General features: G+C 71.0%; 17 protein-coding genes and 1 pseudogene. 14 read left to right on the plus strand and 4 right to left on the minus strand.

The features are described from left to right. The 10 genes and pseudogenes from FCN18_RS37160 to FCN18_RS37205 all read left to right on the plus strand — a co-directional run. Positions 1–98: pseudogene (locus FCN18_RS37160) on the plus strand (succinate--CoA ligase subunit alpha); the annotation flags it as partial. Positions 99–353: 255 nt separating this feature from the next. Beyond that, a complete protein-coding gene (locus FCN18_RS37165; protein ID WP_137097388.1) occupies positions 354–1106 on the plus strand; it encodes a DUF5336 domain-containing protein in 753 nt (250 codons plus the stop codon). Between the two features lie 151 nt (positions 1107–1257). Continuing rightward, a complete protein-coding gene (locus FCN18_RS37170; protein ID WP_206078085.1) occupies positions 1258–2796 on the plus strand; it encodes a cell division protein PerM in 1539 nt (512 codons plus the stop codon). Positions 2797–2905: 109 nt separating this feature from the next. Continuing rightward, positions 2906–3523: a phosphoribosylglycinamide formyltransferase gene (purN, locus tag FCN18_RS37175; protein WP_112276999.1), complete on the plus strand. Its 618-nt coding sequence runs from the start codon at positions 2906–2908 to the stop codon at positions 3521–3523. Further along, positions 3520–5088, plus strand: a complete 1569-nt coding sequence (purH, locus tag FCN18_RS37180; protein WP_137097389.1) for a bifunctional phosphoribosylaminoimidazolecarboxamide formyltransferase/IMP cyclohydrolase — start codon at positions 3520–3522, stop codon at positions 5086–5088. Before purN ends, purH begins: the two co-directional genes overlap by 4 nt. A gap of 873 nt (positions 5089–5961) precedes the next feature. Next, complete coding sequence (locus FCN18_RS37185; protein WP_113643591.1) at positions 5962–6684, plus strand: hypothetical protein; 723 nt, start codon at positions 5962–5964, stop codon at positions 6682–6684. Next, on the plus strand, positions 6681–8297 hold the full coding sequence (locus FCN18_RS37190) for a DNA polymerase Y family protein (protein WP_456107170.1): 1617 nt from the start codon (positions 6681–6683) through the stop codon (positions 8295–8297). The genes FCN18_RS37185 and FCN18_RS37190 overlap by 4 nt, the downstream gene beginning before the upstream one ends. After that, complete coding sequence (locus tag FCN18_RS39380; RefSeq protein WP_158303268.1) at positions 8297–8437, plus strand: hypothetical protein; 141 nt, start codon at positions 8297–8299, stop codon at positions 8435–8437. The genes FCN18_RS37190 and FCN18_RS39380 overlap by 1 nt, the downstream gene beginning before the upstream one ends. Positions 8438–8441: 4 nt before the next feature. Beyond that, entirely contained in the window at positions 8442–11798 is a 3357-nt protein-coding gene (locus FCN18_RS37195; protein WP_137097390.1) for an error-prone DNA polymerase, read from the plus strand. 244 nt (positions 11799–12042) lie between these two features. After that, positions 12043–12636 (plus strand): pentapeptide repeat-containing protein, encoded by a 594-nt coding sequence (locus FCN18_RS37205; protein WP_137097391.1) that lies wholly within the window; start codon positions 12043–12045, stop codon positions 12634–12636. A gap of 22 nt (positions 12637–12658) precedes the next feature. Here the strand turns inward: FCN18_RS37205 and FCN18_RS37210 are convergent, their stop codons facing one another. Continuing rightward, positions 12659–14974: a TNT domain-containing protein gene (locus FCN18_RS37210; protein ID WP_137097392.1), complete on the minus strand. Its 2316-nt coding sequence runs from the start codon at positions 14972–14974 to the stop codon at positions 12659–12661. 253 nt (positions 14975–15227) lie between these two features. Here FCN18_RS37210 and FCN18_RS37215 point away from each other — a divergent pair, with 253 nt between their 5' ends. The 3 genes from FCN18_RS37215 (at position 15228) to FCN18_RS37225 (ending at position 17319) form a co-directional block, all read left to right on the plus strand. Beyond that, a complete protein-coding gene (locus tag FCN18_RS37215) occupies positions 15228–16172 on the plus strand; it encodes a DMT family transporter (protein WP_228714329.1) in 945 nt (314 codons plus the stop codon). Further along, on the plus strand, positions 16169–17023 hold the full coding sequence (locus FCN18_RS37220) for a bifunctional methylenetetrahydrofolate dehydrogenase/methenyltetrahydrofolate cyclohydrolase (protein WP_137097394.1): 855 nt from the start codon (positions 16169–16171) through the stop codon (positions 17021–17023). Before FCN18_RS37215 ends, FCN18_RS37220 begins: the two co-directional genes overlap by 4 nt. 62 nt (positions 17024–17085) lie before the next feature. After that, the gene (locus tag FCN18_RS37225; protein WP_112277122.1) at positions 17086–17319 is read left to right on the plus strand and encodes a DUF3017 domain-containing protein; all 234 of its coding nucleotides are present in this window, start codon (positions 17086–17088) and stop codon (positions 17317–17319) included. A gap of 137 nt (positions 17320–17456) precedes the next feature. Here FCN18_RS37225 and FCN18_RS37230 read toward each other — a convergent pair whose 3' ends face one another. From FCN18_RS37230 to FCN18_RS37240, 3 genes are all read right to left on the minus strand, one after another. Then, positions 17457–18677, minus strand: a complete 1221-nt coding sequence (locus FCN18_RS37230) for an MFS transporter (protein ID WP_112277124.1) — start codon at positions 18675–18677, stop codon at positions 17457–17459. Positions 18678–18931: 254 nt separating this feature from the next. Beyond that, positions 18932–19180, minus strand: a complete 249-nt coding sequence (locus FCN18_RS37235) for a hypothetical protein (RefSeq protein WP_206078086.1) — start codon at positions 19178–19180, stop codon at positions 18932–18934. 523 nt (positions 19181–19703) lie between these two features. After that, positions 19704–19892: a DUF1918 domain-containing protein gene (locus tag FCN18_RS37240; RefSeq protein ID WP_112277016.1), complete on the minus strand. Its 189-nt coding sequence runs from the start codon at positions 19890–19892 to the stop codon at positions 19704–19706. Between the two features lie 135 nt (positions 19893–20027). Between FCN18_RS37240 and asnB the strand changes: the two genes are divergently transcribed. Beyond that, positions 20028–21551 (plus strand): asparagine synthase (glutamine-hydrolyzing), encoded by a 1524-nt coding sequence (gene asnB / locus FCN18_RS37245; protein WP_137097395.1) that lies wholly within the window; start codon positions 20028–20030, stop codon positions 21549–21551. Positions 21552–21585 lie beyond the last annotated feature (34 nt).

Consider the following 21585-nt stretch of genomic DNA (forward strand, 5'->3'; position numbering starts at 1 on the left):
AAGCCAAAAAGGAAGCCCTCGAAGCCGCAGGCGTCAAGGTCGGCAAAACCCCCACCGAAACCGCCGAGCTGGCCAGGGAGCTGTACAAGGCCTTGTAACGCGGTAGCACAATGACTGTAGGAGCCGGGCACCGCACGGTGCCCGGCTCCTTCGTTTACAAAGACCGGGCAAAAGGGAAACCAACTGCCTGGGTGAAGCGTCTAAGAGCCGGCCGCTTCACCGGTTCGCGGTGCGCTAACGTTCCGTTGCCGCCGCAGCTCCCGCTTCCGGGTCGGCTGCGAGCCCGGGGGCGCGAGTCGAATCGGCCAGGACTGACCGCGGTTGTCAGCGAGAACACGACAGGAGAACAACGGATGACCTTCCCGAGCGGCGCGCCGGGTGGATTTCCCGGCCAAGGCCCCCAGCAGCCACAACAGCACTTTCCCGGGGCGGCGCCGTCAGCAGGCGGCGGACCCAAGTTGGGCTTGCCCCAGATCCTCTACTTGGTCACCGCGGGTCTCGGTGTGCTGAACCTGTTCCTCGGTTTCGCCAACATCGGCGGTGGCAGGAGCTTCTACGAGGCCGGGTACGCGTGGATCCCGGCGTTGCTGTTCGTCAGCGCGCTGACCGCCGTCTTCCTGGTTCTCCCCGGTGACGTCAAGCCCGGCCCGTGGCCTGCCATCTTCGCCATCGGCGCCGCGATCCCGTTCCTCTTCACCGTGTTCGCCGTTCCCTACGACATGCAGGCCGGCGGCATCATGGTCCTGATCTTCGGCCTGCTCCAGATGCTGGCCGCGGTCGCCGCGTACCTGTTCGACGCGGGTGTGCTCAAGCCGCCGGCTCCCCAGCCGCAGTCGCCCTACGGTCAGCAGCCGGCGTACGGCCAGCAGCAGCCGGGCGCGTTCGCCCAGCAGCCGCAGCCGTTCGGCCAGCAGCCCGCTCCGGACCAGTCCGGTGGCATCCCGCAGCCGACGAAGTTCGCGCAGCCGGTCTCGCCGCAGCCGGGGCAGCAGCCCACGACCTACGCCTCGCAGCACGGTCAGTTCTTCCAGCAGCAGTCGCCGGAGGGCGGCCAGCAGAACCCTCCGGGCACCCCGCCGGGCGGCTTCGGCCAGTCCAACAGCTGATCAGAGTCACGGAAAGGCGCTTTCGGCGAACGCCGGAAGCGCCTTTTTGCTTGTCCGGAACTGCCCCGACCGGGTGGGGTGTGGGCGTCGTCATCCGCCTGCGGCGGCGTGGCTCACTCGGACGGCCCAATCGCGATGCGATGGTCAAAGCATGGACCTCCTCACCACGCGCATGCGCTCAGCGGGCTCCGCCGCTGGTGAGGACGTGCCGCGCGGTGGGCGAGTGTGGGCGTTGCTCGCCGCTGCCGTGTGGCCGCTCGTCACCGGCTACGCGGCGGTCGCCGCGTTGTTCGCACTGGTCACGGCCATCGCCACCCGGTCGGAGTTCTCGGCGCTCGGCGTGCTGCTTGCCGCGGGCCCCGGTTGGCTGGGCGCCTACCAGGTGCCCGTGCAGATAGAAGGTGAACCGCTCGGCGTCCTGCCGCTCCTGCCGACCGTCGGCGTGTGCCTGCTCGTCGCGCGGACGGCAGCGAGCGCGGCGCAGCGGCTCGGCCTCACCGAACCGGTGCGGGCGGTGCCGCTCATCAGCGTCATGGCTGGCGCGCACGCCATGCTCGGTCTCGCGATCTCGCTACTGTCCAACGGCGAGCCCCTCAGCGTCGAACCGCTGTCGGCCTTCCTCGTTCCCGGGCTGGTCGCGGCTGTGTCGGCCGCGGTCGGCGTCGCCCGGCACTGCGGCTTCACGGAGACCGTGAGTCGCCATCTCGATCCGCTCGCCGTGCACGGTCTGCGAGCGGGCGCGCTGGGGCTGCTCGCACTGCTGACGGCGGGGTCCTTCGCGTTGCTCGTCGGGATGGCGCTGTCGGTGCCGACTGCGAACAGCCTCTTCGCGAACAACGCGCCGGGTGCGGGCAGCGCGGCAGGCATGCTGCTGCTGTCGCTGGGCTACGTGCCGAACGCGGCGGTGCTGGCGCTCGGGTTCGTGACCGGCCCCGGCTTCTCCATCGGTTCGGTGTCGGTCAGCCCCTACGCCTTCACCGGCGGACCGGTGCCCGGAGTGCCTCTGCTGGCGGCGATGCCGGAGGCGCAGGCGTCGTGGTGGCCGGTGTTCGTGCTGTTGCCTGTCGCGGTGGGGGCGCTGGTCGGCTGGTCGTTGCGCCGGTGCCACGAGAACCCCGTAGCGCGGCTGCGCACGGTCGGCGTGGCCGGTGCGCTGGTCGGATTCGGCACGGTCGTCGTGGGCACGCTCGCGGGCGGCAGGCTCGGCTCCGGCGTGTTCGACCCGGTCGCGATCCCGCTCGGACTCGTCTCGATCGCCGCGTTCGTCTGGATCGCGGTGCCCGGCGGACTCGTCGCATGGTTCGCGGGGCCCCGGCCCGAGCCCGAGCCCGTCGCGGTCGAGGAGCAGGTGGAGGAAGCCGGGGACGAACCGGCTGAAGAGGCCGAGGATTCGGCGGAGACCGAGGCGGAGCGGTCCGACGAAGCCGTCGAGGAGGAGCCGGGTGAGGACGAGGAGCCCGGCGACGCGGAAGAGCCAGAGGACGACGACTTCGACGATCCCGACGAGGCGGCCGAGGTGGACCAGGTGGCCGAGCCTGGACCGGAGTCGGAGCCTGAACCGGAGCCGGGCAAGGACCCTGAACCGGAGTCGGAGCCCGAACCGGAGCCGGACAAGGTGAAGGACCCGGAACCGGAACCGGAGGAAGAACCGGACCCCGGCGACGACGAAGCTTCCGGCAAGCGGCCCTGACACCTCTCCATCAAGATCAACTTCTCGCCGTTTAGGGTGGAGTGTCACCAGGTCAACCGACGTGTGCTCTGGCGCACAGCCCGGCAAGGAGACCGTTCTGGCTAGCAGGTTGGAGCTGCCTACCCCAGCGAGGTTGGTGGTACTCGCGTCAGGTTCGGGGACGCTGCTTCAAGCGGTACTCGACGCGGTAGAGGAGCCCTCGTACCCGGCCACCGTGGTGGCGGTCGGGGCCGACCGGGACGGCATCGAGGCGCTGGCGAGGGCCGAGCGCGCCGGGATCCCGCACTTCTCGATCAAGATGGGTGACCACCCCGACCGCGAGGCTTGGGACAAGGCGCTGACCGACGCGGTCGCCGCGTACCGGCCCGATCTCGTGGTCTCCGCAGGCTTCATGAAGATCCTGGGGTCGCGATTCCTCGGCCACTTCCCGAACCGAGTGATCAACACGCATCCCGCGCTGCTCCCGGCGTTCCCCGGGATCCGTGCGGTCGCCGATGCGCTCGAACTGGGGGTGAAGGTCACCGGGTCGACCGTGCATTTCGTGGATGCGGGGGTCGACACGGGGCCGATCATCGCGCAGGAGGCCGTGGCCGTGGAGGCCGATGACGACGAGGCGAGCCTGCACGAGCGGATCAAAGTGGTCGAACGTCGGCTCCTCGTGGACGTGATCGAGAAGCTTGGCCGTGCGGGGTGCACGGTGGAGGGACGGAAGGTGAGGTTGTCGTGAGCGAGCAGACCCCAGGGGCCGGTCAGCGGCCGGTCCGGCGCGCGTTGATCGGGGTGTCGGACAAGGCGGGCCTGCTCGAGCTCGCGACCGGCCTGCACGCGGCGGGCGTCGAGATCGTGTCGACCGGCGGCACCGCGAAGGTGCTGGCCGACGCCGGTGTCCCGGTGACGCCGGTGGAAGAGGTCACCGGGTTCCCCGAGTCGTTCGACGGGCGCGTGAAGACGCTGCACCCGAGGGTGCACGCCGGCCTGCTCGCCGACGTGAACCGGCCCGACCACGTCGAGCAGCTGAAGTCGCTGGACATCGCGCCGTTCGACCTGCTGGTGGTGAACCTCTACCCGTTCGCCAAGACCGTCGCGTCCGGGGCGAGCCCCGAGGACTGCGTCGAGAACATCGACATCGGCGGGCCTGCGATGGTGCGTGCCTCGGCCAAGAACCACGGTTCGGTGGCGGTGGTGGTCGACCCGGCGAGCTACGACTGGGTGCTCGAAAGGGTCCGCGCCGGCGGTTTCGATCTCGCCGAGCGCAAACGGCTGGCGGCGAAGGCCTTCGCGCACACGGCGGCCTACGACACGGCTGTCGCCTCGTGGTTCGCGAGCGCGTACGCCCCCGCCGACAACTCCGGTTTCCCTGACTTCCTCGGCGCCACCTGGGACCGGGGCGAGGTGCTGCGCTATGGCGAGAACCCGCACCAGGGCGCGGCGGTGTACCGGCACGGTGAGCCCGGGCTGGCTCACGCCGAGCAGCTGCACGGCAAGGCGATGTCCTACAACAACTACGTCGACACCGACGCCGCGCGCCGCGCCGCCCACGACTTCACCGATCCCGCCGTCGCGATCATCAAGCACGCCAACCCGTGCGGGATCGCGGTGGGCGCCGACATCGCCGAAGCGCACCGGAAGGCCCACGCGTGCGACCCGGTGTCGGCCTACGGCGGCGTGATCGCCAGCAACCGGCCGGTGAGCCTGGAGATGGCCGAGCAGATCGCGGACGTTTTCACCGAGGTTGTGCTGGCTCCGGACTTCGACGCCGACGCGCTCGACGTGCTCACCCGCAAGAAGAACGTGCGACTGCTGCGGCTGCCCGAGCCGCTCGGCTCGCCGGTGGAGTTCCGGCCTATCTCGGGGGGTGTGCTCCTGCAGACGGCCGACCGGATCGACGCGCCCGGCGACGACCCGGCGAACTGGACCCTCGCGACGGGCGAGGCGGCAGACGAGAGCACCCTCGCCGACCTCGCCTTCGCGTGGCGGGCCATCAGGGCCGTGAAGTCCAACGCGATCCTGCTCGCGAACGACCTGGCCACGGTCGGTGTCGGCATGGGCCAGGTGAACCGCGTCGACTCGTCGCGGCTGGCGGTGCAGCGGGCCGGCGACCGTGCCAAGGGTTCCGTCGCGGCGTCCGACGCGTTCTTCCCGTTCCCGGACGGCCTGCAGGTGCTGCTCAACGCCGGTGTGCGTGCGGTCGTTCAGCCAGGTGGATCGGTGCGGGACGCCGAGGTGATCGCCGCCGCCGAGGCCGCTGGCGTGACGCTCTATCTCACCGGCACCCGGCACTTCGCCCACTGATTCCCGCGGCCCTCGTGCGGCAACAGGGAGCAAGGGAGCTTTACTACCGAAAAACGGGAGCAAAGCTCCCTTGCTCCCGTTCTGGCCACTGGGATGCCTACCGTGCCAGCCGGGCCGCCCGCTCCTCCAGGTGGGGTCGCTCAGGCATGCTCGTGGTGCGTTTGGCCGCGATCCGGTAGTCCCCCAGCGCCGCGTCGTGTTCGCCCACCAGCTCGACAGTTGTGCCCGCACGGCGGCGAGCCGGTAGCGCTTGGCCATCGGGCTGTCGTGGGCCAGTGACTCCGACAATGCGAGTCGGGCGTGCGGCACCGCCCGCAGTCGCTCGTCGCGTTCTCCTTCCCTCGGCGGGCGGAATCCCACACCCGACGACTTGATCCGCCGCCTTGCGCGGCTGATGCGCTGGCCATCGTCGACTCGGGCACGAGGAACGCGCGGGCGATCTCCTCGGTCGTCAGCCCGCCGAAGGTCCGCATTCATCAGCGTTGGTATAGGCCAAGAGGATGTACCTCATCTCTGTTCTCCCTGCGTCCGTTGCACCACTTCTGGGTGCCTTCGCCGGAGACATCGGAGCTGGCGGCGTGGCTTCGACATCCGCGCAAGCCGATGCTGCCGGAGATTTCGCCGGAACGCGAGAGAAATCGGACGCGAGGGCTCCGTTCGCGTCCGGCCACCTCCGTGGCTTGACAGGGTGAGGTGGGCGGTGTTCACTGAGGGCATCGAACACATGTTCGACAAATAGCCGTCTTCCCCGCGGCGACCGAGTAGAACGCAGAGCTCATGCCATGAGCGTGGTCGTGCTGTCCGCGAGGGGAGGTGGTGCTGATGCCAGGTGGAACGGTGGCGGAGATCCAGGCCACCCGGCCTGGTGAGCCGATGGCTGAGCCGGCAGGGGTGTCCGCGGTCGCGCGGCTGGCCTCCCTGCCCGGAGTCAGCACGGCCAGCGGGGTGGCGGCCTCCGCTGTGCACGCGCAGGCGACCGGGCGGGTCCTCCCGGTGCTGCCCGCGCTCGCCGAACTGTTGCCGTGGGGTGGGCTGCGCAGGGGCAGCACGATCGCGGTGCACGGCTCCACCTCGCTGCTGCTCGCGTTGCTGGCCGAAGCGACCGCGAGCGGGTCGTGGGCGGCGGTGGTGGGGATTCCCCGGCTCGGGCTGGTCGCGGCGCGGGAGCTCGGGGTGGAGGTGAGCAGGCTGGCGCTGGTGCCGCGTCCCGGTGCGGACTTCGCCTCGGCGACAGCGGCCTTGCTCGACGGTGTCGACCTGGTCGCCACCGGCCCTCCCGGGAGGTTCGGCGGGACCCAGACCGCCCGCAGGCTCTCCGCTCGGGCCAGGCATCGCGGAGCGGTGCTGCTGTCCCTCGGCCCGTGGCCGGGTGCCGAGGTGGAGCTGCGCTGCGCCCCGGTGAGCTGGTCCGGGCTCGAAAAGGGCCATGGCTACCTGCGGGAACGCGAGGTCGTCGTGGACGTCGCCGGTCGCGGGGCCGCGGCGCGTCCCCTTCGTACGTCGCTGCTGCTGCCGGGGCCCGGCGGAGTGGTGGCGTCGGCCGGAGCAGCGGCTCGTCCGCCTTGCGCGCCCGCCGAGGAGGTGAAGGTGGGATGAGTACGGCAGGGGTCCTCACCCGGCCGCCGCGGATGCTGGTGCTGTGGTGCCCGGACTGGCCCGTGGTCGCGGCCGGCGCGGCGGCGGGGTTGCCCGCTCACCTGCCCGCCGCGGTGTTCGCGGCCAACCGGGTCGTGGCGTGCTCGGCGATCGCGAGGGCGTCGGGCGTCAGGCGGGACATGCGGCGAAGGGAAGCGCAGTCCCGGTGTCCCGAGCTCGCGGTGTTCGCCGAGGACCAGGACCGGGACGCGCGGTTGTTCGAACCCGTCGTGGCGGCGGTGGAGGAGCTGGTCGTCGGAGTGGAGGCCGTGCGCCCCGGGGTCGTGGCGGTGCCGGTCAGCGGTGCGTCCGGCTACTTCGGAGGGGAGCACCGGCTCGTCGAACTGCTCGTCGACCACGTCTCCGGTCAGACGGGCGTGGAGTGCCAGGTCGGGGTCGCCGACGGGTTGTTCGCGGCGACGCTGGCAGCACACCGCTCCGTACTGGTGGAGGAGGGCACGGCCGCGCGGTTCCTCGCACCGCTGAGCGTCACCGAGCTCGAGCAGCCCGACACCGACAGGGCCGAGCTGGTGGATTTGTTGCGCAGGCTGGGTTTGCGCACGCTCGGCGCGTTCGCGGCACTGTCCGAACGAGACGTGGTCGGACGGTTCGGCAGCGAGGGCTTGCTCGCGCACCGGCTGGCGAACGGGCAGGACGAACGGCCACCGCACCGCCGTCGTCCACCCCCGGAGCTGTTCGTCACCAAGGCGTTCGACCCGCCGCTCGAACGTGTCGACGTGGCGGCGTTCATGGCGAAGACGCTGGCGGGCCGGTTCCACTCCGGACTGTCCTCCCGCGGCCTCGCGTGCACCCGGCTGGGCATCTACGCCACCACCGAACGCGGTGAGGAGCTCAGCAGGATCTGGCGGTGCGCCGAGCCGCTCACCCCCGAGGGCATCGCCGACCGGGTGCGCTGGCAGTTCGAGGGCTGGTTGCGAACCAGAGACGGGCAGCGGCCGACGGCGGGCGTCTCTGAACTCCGGCTGGAACCCGAGGAAACGGTCGAGGGCACGGCGCTGCAACTCGGCCTGTGGCAGGGCGGAGACGGGGGAGAGCACACCCCGGAGGCCGACCGGGCAGCCAGGGCGCTGGTCCACGTGCAGGGGTTACTGGGCCCGGACAGCGTCTTCACCGCCGTTCCCGAAGGAGGACGTGGTCCCGCCGAGCGGGTTCGCCTGGTGCCGTGGGGTGATCAGCGCATGCCGTCCGACGGACACGACGCGTCCTGGCCGGAACAGCTTCCCGGACTGTCCCCCGCCACGGTCTTCGAAGAACCGGTACCCGCCTTCGTCACCGATGCGGAGGGCGTGGAGGTGAGTGTCACCGACCGGTATGCGTTCACCGGCCCACCGCACCAGGTGTCGATCGAGGGCGGGGCCGGCCGCCACGTTCTCGCCTGGGCAGGGCCCTGGCCAGTGCTCGCGCGGTGGTGGGCGCCGGAGGGCAGGCCAACCACCGCCCGTGTGCAGGTGGTGCTGGAAGGAATGAGCGGGGCGCAGTCCGAAGTCGCGCTCCTGCTGAACTGGCAGGCCAAGCGGAATCCGCTGTGGACAGTGGAAGGGATGTACGACTAGTGGACGAGGACCGTTTCTACAGCGGCACGGAGCCGGAGCGGACGGCCGATCCGTGGTACCGGCTCGTCGAACCGCAGGCGCAGCAGCAAGGGTGCCCTGTCATCCCACTGCCGAGAACGTCACCGGAGAACCTCGGGTAGCGCCATGGGCTGGAACAATCCGCCGATCCCGTGGCGGGAACTGGAACGCACCCTCTCCGGCAGGGCCGAGCCGTTCGACAAGGTGGGAGACGGCAACGACAGCCCTGCGTGGGGGCGCAAGCGGGAGCGGTACCTCCGGCCCGCCGATCTGGGCTCGCTGCGCGGTGCCGACGACACCGGGGCGGCCACCCGCGTGCCGTACGCGGAGCTGCACTGCCATTCGAACTTCAGTTTCCTCGACGGGGCAAGCCATCCCGAGGAGCTGGTCGAGGAGGCGGTGCGGCTCGGGCTCGACGCCATCGCGATCACCGACCACGACGGGATGTACGGCGTGGCCCGGTTCGCCGAGGCGGCACGGGAGGTCGGCATGCGCACGGTGTTCGGCACCGAGCTGAGCCTCGGTCTCTCCGGACCGCAGAACGGGATCGCCGATCCCGAGGGCGAGCACCTCTTGCTCCTGGCGAAGGGGGAGCAGGGGTACGCGAGCCTCTGCCGGGCCATCACGGCGGGCCAGCTGAAGGGGCACGACGTGGAGCTGCCCCCGGCGGAACGGGCCGAGAAGGGGCGCCCGGTGTACGACCTCGACACCATCGCCGGGGAGGTGGCGGGCAAGTGCGCCGTCCTCACGGGTTGCCGCAAGGGAGCCGTGCGGCGCGCACTGGTGGAACAGGGCCCCGAGGCGGCCGCGCTGCGGTTGCGTGAGCTGGTCGACCGGTTCGGCGAGGACGACGTGTACGTCGAGCTGATCGACCACGGCAGGCCGCTCGACAGCACGCACAACGACGCGCTCGCAGGGCTCGCCGAGGAGTTCGGCCTGCCCACCGTGGCCACCAACGCGGTGCACTACGCGATCCCGCAGCGGGCCTACCTGGCGCAGGCGGTCTCCGCCATCAGGGCCCGCCGCGGCCTCGACGAGATGGAGGGGTGGCTCGCCGCCGCCGGTACCGCTCACCTGCGTTCCGGCGCGGAGATGCAGGCCCGGTTCGCCCGCTACCCCGGGACCGTGCAGAGGGCCGCGCTGCTCGGCACGCAGATCGCGTTCCCGCTGCACCTGGTCGCGCCGGAACTCCCGCCGTTCGACGTCCCGGATGGCTACACGGAGGCCACCTACCTGCGGTACCTGACCTACGAGGGCGCGAAGAAGCAGTACGGCACCCGGGAGGCTCACCCGAAGGCCTACGAGCAACTTGACCACGAGCTGGACATCATCGAGCGGCTCGGGTTTCCCGGGTACTTCCTGATCGTGTGGGACATCGCGAAGTTCTGCTGGGACAACGACATCCTGTGCCAGGGCCGGGGCTCGGCGGCGAACTCCGCGGTCTGCTACGCGCTGGGCATCACCAAGGTCGACCCGGTGGAGTGGAAGCTGCTCTTCGAGCGGTTCCTCGCGCCGGACCGCGACGGCTACCCGGACATCGACTTCGACATCGAGTCCGACCAGCGTGAGAAGGCGATCCAGTACGTCTACGAGAAGCACGGCAGGCTGCGCACCGCGCAGGTGGCGAACGTGATCACCTACCGGGCCCGTTCGGCGGTGCGCGACGCGGCCAGGGCGCTCGGCCACTCACCGGGACAGCAGGACGCCTGGAGCAAGCAGATCGACCGCTGGGGCCCGCTGCGCCACACCAGAGGCGAGACCGACCACGACATCCCCGCCAACGTGCTGGGACTGGCCGCCGCGCTGGAGGACTTCCCTCGGCACCTCGGCATCCACTCGGGCGGGATGGTGATCTGCAACCGGCCGGTGAGCGAAGTCTGCCCCATCGAGTGGGCGCGCATGGAGAACCGCAGCGTTCTGCAGTGGGAGAAGGACGACTGCGCCTCCGTCGGGCTGGTCAAGTTCGACCTGCTCGGGCTCGGCATGCTCTCCGCGCTGCACTACATGATCGACCTGGTGCGGGAGCACGAGGGCATCGATATCGACCTCAGCAAGATGCCGCTCGAGGACGAGAACGTCTACGACATGCTCAGCCGCGCCGACGCGATCGGTGTGTTCCAGGTGGAGAGCAGGGCGCAGCTGGCCACCCTGCCCCGGCTCGCGCCGAAGAAGTTCTACGACCTCGCCATCGAGGTCGCGCTGATCAGGCCCGGGCCAATCCAGGGCGGCTCCGTGCACCCCTACATCCGGCGCTACACCAAGAAGGAGAAGTGGAAGCACGACCATCCGCTGTTGGAGAACGCGCTGGACAAGACACTGGGCGTGCCGCTGTTCCAGGAACAGATGATGCAGATCGCCCTCGACGTCGCGAACTTCACCGCGGCCGAGGCCGACGAGCTCCGGCACGCCATGGGAGCGAAACGGTCGGGCCGGAAGATGGAGCGGCTGCGGCGGAGGTTCTACGAGGGGGCCGCGCGCAACGGCGTCGACGAGAAGATGGCGGAGCACATCTTCCAGAAGATGCGGGCGTTCTCCAACTTCGGTTTTCCGGAAAGCCACGCGCTGAGCTTCGCGTACCTGGTCTTCGCCAGCGCGTACTTCAAGTACTACCACCCGGAGGCGTTCTGCGCCGGGCTGTTGCGCGCGCAGCCCATGGGCTTCTACTCGCCGCAGTCGCTGGTGGCGGACGCCCGGCGGCACGGTGTCACGGTGCGCGGTCCCGACGTCAACGCCAGCCTGCCCCACGCGACGCTGGAACCGTTGGGAGACGGCGAGTCCGGTCTCGCCGTCCGCATCGGGCTCAGCGCGGTGCGCACGATCGGCGAGCCGCTCGCGAAACGGCTCGTCGCCGAGCGGGACAGCGGCGGCGCCTACCGCGACATGGCCGACGTGGCGCGGCGCGTGCGGCTGACCACGCCGCAGGTCGAGGCACTCGCCACCGCGGGCGCATTCGGCTGCTTCGAGCGCGACCGGCGCAAGGCGCTCTGGGCCGCGGGCGCCGTCGCGGAGGAACGGCCGGAGAAGCTGCCGGGCGGCACGCCCGGTGCCAGTGCGCCCACGCTGCCCGGGATGGACGACCTCGATGTCGCGGTCGCGGACGTGTGGGCAACCGGGCTGTCGCCGGACAGCTTCCCCACGCAGTTCATCAGGGACCGGCTCGACGCGCTCGGGGTGGTCCCCGCCGAACGACTTCAGGAGATGGAGGACGGCAAACGGGTCCTCATCGGCGGCGCGGTCACCCACCGGCAGCGTCCCGGCACTGCCGGCGGGATCACGTTCCTCAACATCGAGGACGAGACAGGCATGGTCAACGTCATCTGTACGGCCGGCCTGTGGCAGCGCTACCACCGCGTCGCCCGCTCCAGCCAGGCGATGCTGGTCCGCGGGGTCGTGGAACGCGCGGACGGTGTGGTTAGCCTGCTCGCCGACCGGCTACAGCACCTGCCCATGCGGATCAGGTCGAAGTCGAGGGACTTCCAATGACCTCACGCGCGCAGTCCGTGCCGGTCCGCCCAGCGGGCTTGGTCGGCGAACCGCGCCATCCTGCACAACTGTGCGCGCACGGGGCCACAGGCGCAGAACCGGCACGACCACCCGGACTTCCGGGCTCACCTGCTCGGCCGCATTCGCCTGGACCGGGTCGACCCATCCCCGGAGGGCCGCGCGGTTGCGCACGCTGTTCGAGCGCATCACGTGGTGACAACACACGATGTGCGATGCTGGCCGGATGGACGAGTCCGAAGTGGACGAGGACTACCGTGACGCGGTGCTGCCCGGTGCGCGGTGGGAAAAGCGGACGTTCGTGCGCTGCGACTTCACCGATGCCGACCTGCGCGGGCTGGTCACGCGCGGCTGCACGTTCGACAGCTGCGACTTCAGCCGGGCCGACCTCGGCGAGTCCCGGCACACGTCCTCGGCGTTCCGGTCGTGCACGTTCAACCGGACCGTGCTCGGCCGCTCGGAGTGGTCCGGGTGCTCGCTGCTGGGCTCGTCCTTTCTGGACTGCGCGCTGCGGCCGATCACGGTGCGGGACTGCGACCTGTCCCTGGCGTCGCTGGGCGGCGCGAAGCTCAAGGGCACGAACCTGTCCGGGCTCCGGCTGCGCGAGGCCAACCTGACCGATGCCGATCTGCGGGAGACCGATCTGCGCGACGCCGACCTGACCGGTGCCCGGTTGCTCGACGCACAGCTCGTCGGCGCCGACCTGCGTGGTGCCCGGATCGACGCCGACGGCCTGCGACAGGCCCGGCTCACCGGCGCGCATGTCGACCTGGACACCGCCGTCGCCTACGCGGCGGCGAACGGTCTCGTCGTCCACTGAGGCAACGGACGACGACTCGTGCCTAGTCGATGGGCGGTTCGCCGGGTTCGAGCTCGATGAGGTCGCCCTCGGCCAGCAGCTCCTCGATGGAAGCCGGCAGCAGGTAGGCGGCACCGCCGCCCGGCTGGTTGAACCACGGGATCGCCACACCGGCGAGCGCCTCCAGCGGCCGCTGCACCCGGTACAGGTGGTACGGCCGGCTGACCCACTCCGGCACCAGCGAGCGCTCCTCGAACGGCGTCCCCGCCGCGTAGGTGAGGTTGCCGTTCGCGCCGCCGAAGCGGTCGAGCTCGCTGCCGACCGGCAGGGTTCGCATCTCCTTGCCGCGGAACAGCGTGAGCGGCGGCTCGCCGGAGAGCGGCTGGATCGGCCACTGCTGCTGGCCGCCACCCGAGGCTCGTGCCTCCGGCTTCTCCGTGGCGGGTCGCGTCTCCCGGCGCGGCGGCGCCGGCGGAGCGTCCCTCGGCGGCAGCCCGCCCGACGCGGCGGGCACCGCGGCACCGCCGAGTGCGCGCCGTCCGCCCGAGGGCTCCTCCCTCGGCGGACCGGGGCGGGGTGCCTCGGCGGGAGGAGCGGTCTCGCGTGCGGGCGGTGGCGGGCGCATGCCCGTCGCCACCTCGGGCGACAGCGTCGCCATCACGGGCCGCGACGGTGGCACCGGCGCCGGGGGCTGTGGTGGCTGGCGCTCCTCGGCCGCGGGAGCGGCCGGAGCAGGTGCGGGCGGTGGCGGCGCTCCCTGCGGCACCTCACCGACGCCCGCGGGGGAAAGCAGCAGCTTGCCCAGCATGAACGCCGTAGCGTCACCCGCATCGCCGAACACGGCGGGGCTCTTCAGCCCGCCGTCGTACCAGCCGACGCGCCAACCCTCGGCGACCTGCTCGATGCTCCAGCCCCGCTCAGTGGGCTCGCCGATGCGGTAGGCACCCTGCGGCACGCCCAGCTCGTCGAGCTTCTCCTGCAGGTCGTCGAGGTGGGGGTCGTCGTGCATCGGCGGCGCCGGTGCGGGGGAGAACTGCGTCGGCGGGCCGCCGTCGTCGTCCAGCTCGGCGCGGCCCGGCAGCGGCTGTTGCTCGGTCGTTTGCTGGGACGGCGGCAGTTCGACCGGCTCCTCCTCGCCGGGCGGTTCCTGCACCGCGTGCTGGGTGACCGGCGGCGGTGCGGGCGAGGTGACGGTGGTCGGCGGCCCGCTCTCGAAGCCCGGCGTGGGCGTGTACGTGGTGCCCTGCTCGGCGTGTGCGTCCTCGGGCTCGGGGTGCTCATCGGCGTAGTCGTCGGCGGCCGCCGTGTACTGGTCGGTGTCGTACTCGTCCGGCTCCCGGCCGTCGACGTGCTGGGGCTCGTCGAACCGCGGCGGCTCGGCCAGCTGCGTGCGCTCGGCGCCGTGCTCGGCGAAGTGCTCCTCGAACGGCGGCTCCGGCTCGTGCGGCACGGGCTCCTCGACGGCCGCCTGCGAGGGGGCAGGTTCCGGCTCCGGTGCCGGCGGAGGGGGCGGCGGCGGGGCCGACGGCCGTTGCTGCAGGTTCTGGCCCCGCGTGATGTGCGCGGCGGCCGCCTGTCGCACGGGGTCGGGGACGTCGGGGATGCCGAACCCGTTCGCCCTCATGTGCTGCAGCAGGTCGGGCTCCGGAGCGACGCCGTACTCCCGCAGGTAGTAGTTGACGGCCGCGGGCCAGATCCAGGAGCCGTCGCTGTGGAACGCGATGGGGACCGTGCTCTCGGGTGTGCTGGCGAGCCGGTCGATGTCGTAACCCCGGCCCGGCACCACCACGGGGGCTCCGTCGAGGTAGTCGAGCACCCGGTCCTGCTCCTCGACGTCGAGCTCAGGCCGGTTGATCACGGGGCCGTTCGGGCCGACGCCGTCGAAGATCCGGGCCATGCGGAACCGGGGCCCTGGACGCTCGGGGCCGAGACCGGCCATGCGCCGCATGAGCCAGTCGGGCACGTTCTCCTCGGAGCGGGGGAACATGCGCAGCTCGTCGGCGTAGGCCTGGGGCGGCGGCGCCAGGTCCCAGTGCGGCTCGTCGCGGTCGTACTCGAGGTTGTAGCTCGACGGGTGGTCCAGTTGGTAGCGCGCGTTGAACCAGGTGCCCCTGCCCTCGCGATACATCCCGGCGCGCAGCCTGCCGAACAGCGTCGCGATGTCGTGGGTCGCCAGCCACTCCTCTGTGGTGCCGTCGGACGTCACGACCTCGCCGGTCAGCTCGTGGTACCTCCCTACGGCGCGGTACTCCGCGGTCACCCGCCGCCAGTCTCGCGGGGCGGCTCGGAGCAAGGAGAGGCCGATCTGCTTGACCAGGGTGTCCTGCTCGGTTGCGTTCAGCTGGGTCGGAAGTGCCACGCCAACATCTTGACTAATTCATGCCGTCAATGCACGGCACATGTGGACATCGAAGCCGTTGTCGCTGATACATCGCGTGTGACGTCAACCCTGGGAAGTGTGGCTCGCCACAGATCACCGGATCGAAGCAACCGAGCCGTAGCCCGAGGACTGACAATGGCACGCGATGGCTACCCCGCGTACCGGTCCGGCGCCCCCTCGTCCTACGAACGAAGCAAGCACGCCCACGTCCCGAGCAAAGCGCCTCGGCGGCGTGGCGTTGGCGCTCGTCACGGGCCTCGCGATGGCCGTGCAGAGCAGGGTCAACGGGCAGCTGGGCACGGAGCTGAACGACTCGGCGCTCGCGGCGGTGATCTCCTTCGGCGGCGGCCTGCTGCTGCTTCTCGCATGGCTCGCGGCCTCACGGTCCATGCGGCGGGGGCTCGGCCGGACCGTGTCGGCGGTGCGAACGGGCACGCTGCGGCCCTGGCAGTGCCTCGGCGGCGTCGCGGGCGCGACGTACGTCCTCGCCCAGTCGCTCACCGTGGCGCTCCTCGGCGTCGCGATGTTCACCGTGGGCGTCGTGGCGGGTCAGACGGTGAGCGGCTTGCTCGTGGACCGCGCGGGGCTCGGCCCGGCGGGCAAACGGCCGTCCTCGTGGCCGAGGGTCCTCGGCGCCCTGCTGACGGTGCTCGCCGTGGCCGGCGCGCTGGTGGGCGATCTCGCGGAGAACGCCGACCTCTCGCGGCTGTGGCTGCTCGTGCTGCCGTGCATCGCCGGTGCCGGGATGGCCGTGCAGCAGGCGTTCAACGGCCACGTCGGCGCCGTGTCCCGTAGCCCGCTCGCGGCCACCCTCGTCAACTTCACCGCCGGAACGGCAGTGCTGGTGCTGGCCTGGTTCGTCTCACTGCTCACGCGTGGTGGCCCGGACGCGTGGCCGGCCAACCCGCTGCTCTACCTCGGCGGACTGGTGGGGATCTTGTTCATCGCGACAGCGTCGTTCGTCGTCACCTGGATCGGGGTGTTGCTGCTCGGGCTCAGCTCCGTCGCCGGGCAGCTGATCGGCTCCGTGCTGCTGGACGCGTTCCTGCCTGCCGGGGTCACGCGGCTCACCGCGTCGACGGTGATCGGCTGTGCGGTGGCGCTCGTCGCCATCGCCGTCGCGGGCCTGGGCGGGCGGCGACGAGGCCGTGCGCCTTTGAAACAATCGGGACCGTGACGGCGACGATTCTCGACGGCAAGGCCACCAAGAACGCCATCTTCGCGGAGCTTGCTCCGAGGGTGGCCGCGCTCGCCGAGCGGGGGATCGTCCCCGGGCTCGCGACCGTGCTGGTCGGTGACGACCCCGGCTCGCACGCCTACGTGAAGATGAAGCACGCCGACAGCGCGAAGGTCGGGGTCAACTCGATCCGCCGGGACCTGCCCGGCGACATCTCGCAGGCCAAGCTCGAAGCCGTGATCGACGAGCTGAACGCCGACCCGGCCTGCACGGGCTACATCGTGCAGCTGCCGTTGCCGAAGCACCTGGACTCCGGCGCGATCCTCGAGCGCATCGACCCCGCCAAGGACGCCGACGGCCTGGCGCCCATCAGCCTCGGCAGGCTCGTGCTGAACCAGCCCGCACCGCTGCCGTGCACGCCCCTCGGCATCGTGGAGCTGCTCCGCCGCTACGAGGTGCCGCTCGACGGCGCGCAGGTGGCCGTGGTCGGCAGGGGCATCACGGTCGGCAGGACGCTCGGCCTGCTGCTGACGCGGCGCAGCGAGAACGCGACGGTCACGCTGTGCCACACCGGTACCCGTGACCTGGCCGCCGAGGTCCGGCGCGCCGACATCGTCGTTGCCGCGGCCGGGTCGCCGGGGCTCATCACGCCGGAGATGGTCAAGCCCGGAGCCGCGGTGCTCGACGTGGGCGTCTCCCGGGTCGACGGCAAGCTGACCGGCGACGTGGCTCCCGGCGTCGCCGAGATCGCCGGGTACGTCGCGCCGAACCCCGGCGGGGTGGGCCCGATGACGCGGGCGATGCTCGTGTCGAACGTGGTCGAGGCCGCCGAGCGGGCCGCGGCGAGGTGACCGTGACGACGCCGAGGCCGGACCGCCGCCGGCTGCTCGCACACCTCCCGTTCGCGGTGGTGATGCTGCTCGTGGTGGTCGCGGCGCTGCGGATCGGGATGTACCACTGGCGGCAGGGGGCTGCCCTGATCGGTGGGGCGCTGCTGGTGGCGGCCGTGCTGCGGGCCGCGCTTTCGGACGAGCAGGCCGGCCTGCTGCAGATCAGGGGCCGGGCGGTCGACGTCCTCAGCTATGCGGGCCTTGGCCTGCTCATCCTCTTCATCGCGCTGACGATCACCGGCGGCCCGCTCGGCTGACCCGCCCGCCCCACTGCAGTGAAGGCCACCTTCACTGCGTGGGATCAACACAGCGGCGCGCAGCGTCTCCGTTTGGGTGGTGGTGGGCGACGGGTGGGCGCAGGCATGGTGGCCTTCACTGCAGCTGGGCCACGAGGTCAGGCGCGGCCCGTTGGGGCGAGTGCGCCCGGCTCCCCGTCCACCAGGGCGGCCGCCTCCTCGGCCAGTGTGACGTTCTCGCGGCGGTCGAGTCCCGCCGACACGGCGGCCAGACCGAGGCCAAGCGCGGCCAGCAGCGCGCCGACCCAGTTCGGCGCCACGAGCCCCATGCCGCCCGCGATCACCAGGCCACCGAGGTACGCCCCGATCGAGTTGGCGATGTTGAACGCGGACTGCACCGCCGCCGACACCAGCGATGGGGAGCCGCCCGCCTTCTCCATCACCCGCGCCTGCAGGATCGGGCCGACCATGAAGGCGGCGACACCGACCAGAAAGATCGTGATAGCGGCGCCGATCTTGCTGTGCGCGGTCACGGTGAACGCCGTGAGCACGGTGCCCAGTCCGAAGAGCGCGCCGCACAGCGCGGGCATCGGAGCCCGGTCGGCGAGCCTGCCGCCGAGGAAGTTGCCCAGCGTCATGCCCAGGCCGGCGAGCGAGAGCAGCAGCGTCACCGTCGCGGGCTGGAAGCCGGCCACGTCGGTCATCATCGGCGTCACGTAGCTCAGGCACGCGAAGCCGCCGCCGAGACCGAACGTGACGATCGCCAGTGCCAGCCACACCTGCGGGCGCCGGAACGCCGCCAGCTCGCCGCGCAGCGACGCCTCGGCGGGCCTGCCCTGGTGCGGCACGAGCTTGGCGATGCTCATCAGCGCGGCGGCGCCGATCAGCGCGACGAGCAGGAAGGTGGCGCGCCAGCCGACCTGCTGGCCGAGGAGCGTGCCGAGCGGGACACCGATCACGTTGGCCAGCGTGAGGCCCATGAACATCATCGAGACGGCCTTGGCCTTCTCTCCCGCGCCGACGAGGCTCGACGCCACCACCGCGCCCGCCCCGAAGAACGCCCCGTGCGGCAGTCCTGCGAGGAAGCGGAAGAACACCCCGAACTCGTGGTTGGGGGCGAGCGCGAACAGGGCGTTGCCCGCTATGAACAGGACCATCATCGACATCAACATGGTCTTGCGGGGCAGCCGTACCGCGAACACGGTCAGCAGTGGAGCGCCCACCACCACGCCGAGCGCGTAGGCGGAGATCAGGTATCCGGCGGCGGGGATCGAGACCCCGAAGTCGGCGGCGGCTTCCGGCAGCACGCCCATCATCACGAACTCAGTGGTTCCGATGCCGAAGGCGCCAATGGCCAGCGCGAGCAGCGCTATGGGCACAGTCTTCCCTCCGAGGTAACAGAGCTGGATCGATAAAGGTCGAGGGCACAAAGAAAGACAGACCAGCGTCTGACCCCTGTGTCGCTGGGCTGTCCTCGGTCCAGTCTCAACGCGAGGGGCCACGATGTCATCCCGGTTGCGGGTGACGATGCCCACGGCGGCGAGAGGTAACGCCGCGCCTGCCGTTTCGCGGCCAGAACTCCGTCGAGCAGTCCGGGAAAGGGCGCGTCGAAGATCCTTGCGGCGCAACCAGTTCAGCCGCGTGGTGCCCTGCGGGCGCCGCCGATCACCTCGGCTTTCTCGCGGGTCCGCAGGTGGTGGGTGAGTGTGGACTTGCTCACGGGCACGTCGAACGCGCCGCACGTGAGCTCGCTGTCGTCCTTCGCCAGCTGTCGCGCCGTCCCCAGCCGCACCGGGTCGGCGAGTTGCCTGCAGCGCGGTCTCGCGATCCGGATCTCGGACTGGTTCGGCGTGCGGTACGCGGCCGCAGGCTCGGCGCTCATGCGGCCGATGCTCGCGCTCGGCGCGCTCGCCGTCGGCGCCAGCGGTTACGTCATCGCGGGCCTCTTGCCCGCGCTCACCCGCGACCTTTCGGTGTCGGAACCGGCGGCCGCCCAGCTCGTCACCGCGTTCGCCATCGCCCACGCCGTGGGCTTGCCCCTGTTCGCCCCTGGCGATCGTCCGCTGCGAACGCCGTCGCCTGCTTGCGGCCACCGAGCTGAACCCGGCGGTCGCCCCGGTGCTCGGCGGGCTGACGCGCGCGATGGTCGCCGGGGTCCCGCTCGGCAGCCTCGTCGGTCGACCCGATCGGCTACCGAGGGGTGTTCGGCCTGGTCGCCGCGTTCTCGATCAGCGCCGCTGTCGCGGTGGGCCTACTGCCGTCCGTGGCAGCGCCGCCCGCGGTCGGGCGGCGCTGCCCGTCCGCTGTCGCGAGGGACCCGCGCGTGCTGGCGTTGCTGTGCGCGATCGTGCTCGGCTACCTCGGGACCTTCAGCGTCTACACCTTCATCACGCCGGTGTTGCCGCTCAGTCGGCGTGACCTTCGACCTCGCAATCGGGGCCCGGGAAAACGAGCCCTTCGTGGCCGTCGGAAAACCGCACCAGATATGGCGGCTGGCCCTGTTCGCCCCGGACCTCGACGATTTCGCCCTGTTGTTCGCCTGCGCCCACTGTGCGCCCGTGTACGCGGATCCGGTCTCCCACGGATGCTTGCATCGTTGACCACCTCCGTTGGGAACAAGGGTAGGAGCAGGTGGAACGGCAGTCGAGTGACCGGGAGTAATGCACACCACGGTTGATCGGACGAAATTCAACTACACTCGGTCGTAACCGAGGAGGTGCTGAGCACCAGTGTGTGGAATAGTTGCCGCGGTCGGCAACATCGATACAGACAAGTGCCAGAGAATGTTGCACCGGATCAAACATCGGGGTCCGGATGACACGGGAGAAATTCGCAGGGGAGACGTCTGGCTCGGCCATCAGCGACTGTCCATCATGGACGTCGCGGGCGGGCACCAGCCGTTGACCGACTCCGGAGCCACCACGTATCTCGTGGCCAACGGGGAGATCTACAACCACCGTCACATCAGGGAAGACCTCGGACACGAGCTGTTCGAGACCGGCTCCGACAGTGAGGCCGCCCTGCACGCGCTGATCGTCGACGGGCCGGTCGGCCTGGCCCGGTTGCGCGGGATGTTCGCGCTGGCGTTCGCCACGGGGGACGGCGACTTCCTCGCCGCCCGTGACCCGCTCGGCGTGAAGCCGCTGTACTGGGCGCGCCGAGACGACGTGATCCTGTTCGCCAGCGAGCTGCGTGCCTTCGACGAGGAGGACCGGCCGCTCGTCGAGAGCTTCCCGCCAGGGCACTGCTGGAGCCCGGCGGGCGGGCTCGTGCGCTTCGCCGACGCCATCCCCGCGCACGTGCGGCCCGCGCGGCGAGCGGACGAGCCGGGCGTGTGGGACCGTGCGCTGGTCAAGGCCGTGCGCGAGTCGATCGTCACCGCCGTCGAGAACCGCATGATGAGCGACGTCGGCGTGGGTGTGTTCCTCTCCGGCGGGCTCGACTCGGCGATCGTCGCCGCCGTGGCCGCCGACTACGCGGCCAAGCACGGGCAGCCGCTGCCGACGTTCGCGGTGGGCTCCGAGGGCAGCTCCGACCTCGCCGCCGCGAGGGTGGTCGCGGAGTACCTCGACGCGAAGCACGGCAACATCGAGCACCACGAGATCCTGATGTCCAAGCAGGACGCGATCGACGCGCTGCCAAGGGCGGTCACGGCGATCGAGCATTACGACCCCTCGCTCGTGCGCAGCGCGGTGCCGAACCTGCTGCTCGCCGAGTACGCCTCGCGGCGGGTGCACGCGGTGCTGACGGGGGAGGGCGCCGACGAGCTGTTCGCCGGGTACTCCTACTACCACGAGGAGCCGTTCACCGATCCGGACGCGTTGCAGGCGGAGCTCGTCCGCACGGTCGGCGAGCTGCACCACCTCAACCTCCAGCGCTGCGACCGCGCGTCGATGGCCTTCGGGCTGGAGGCGCGGGAGCCGTTCCTCGACCGCGACGTGGTGGAGCTGGCGCTGTCGATCCCGCCCGAGCACAAGATGGTCCGGCCGGGGGTGGAGGAGAAGAAGCTGCTGCGTGACGCCTTCGAGGGCTGGCTGCCCGAGTCGATCCTGCGCAGGGGCAAGGAGCAGTTCGGTGACGGCTCCGGGGCCAAGGAGGTGCTGGAGAACGCCGTGCGCGAGTCGCCCGACGTGACGGCCGCCGCCGGCGTCGAGCTGCGCAACCGCGAGGAGGCGGGCTTCTACGCGATCTGGCACCGCGAGCTGGCCGGCATCCGCCCGGACGCCACGCTGGGCCTCTTCGCCACCACGTAGCCCCTAACTGCCCCCCAAGGCCACCTTTGTTGCG

The organism is Prauserella endophytica (assembly GCF_005146945.1).
GTDB lineage: Bacteria > Actinomycetota > Actinomycetes > Mycobacteriales > Pseudonocardiaceae > Prauserella_A > Prauserella_A endophytica.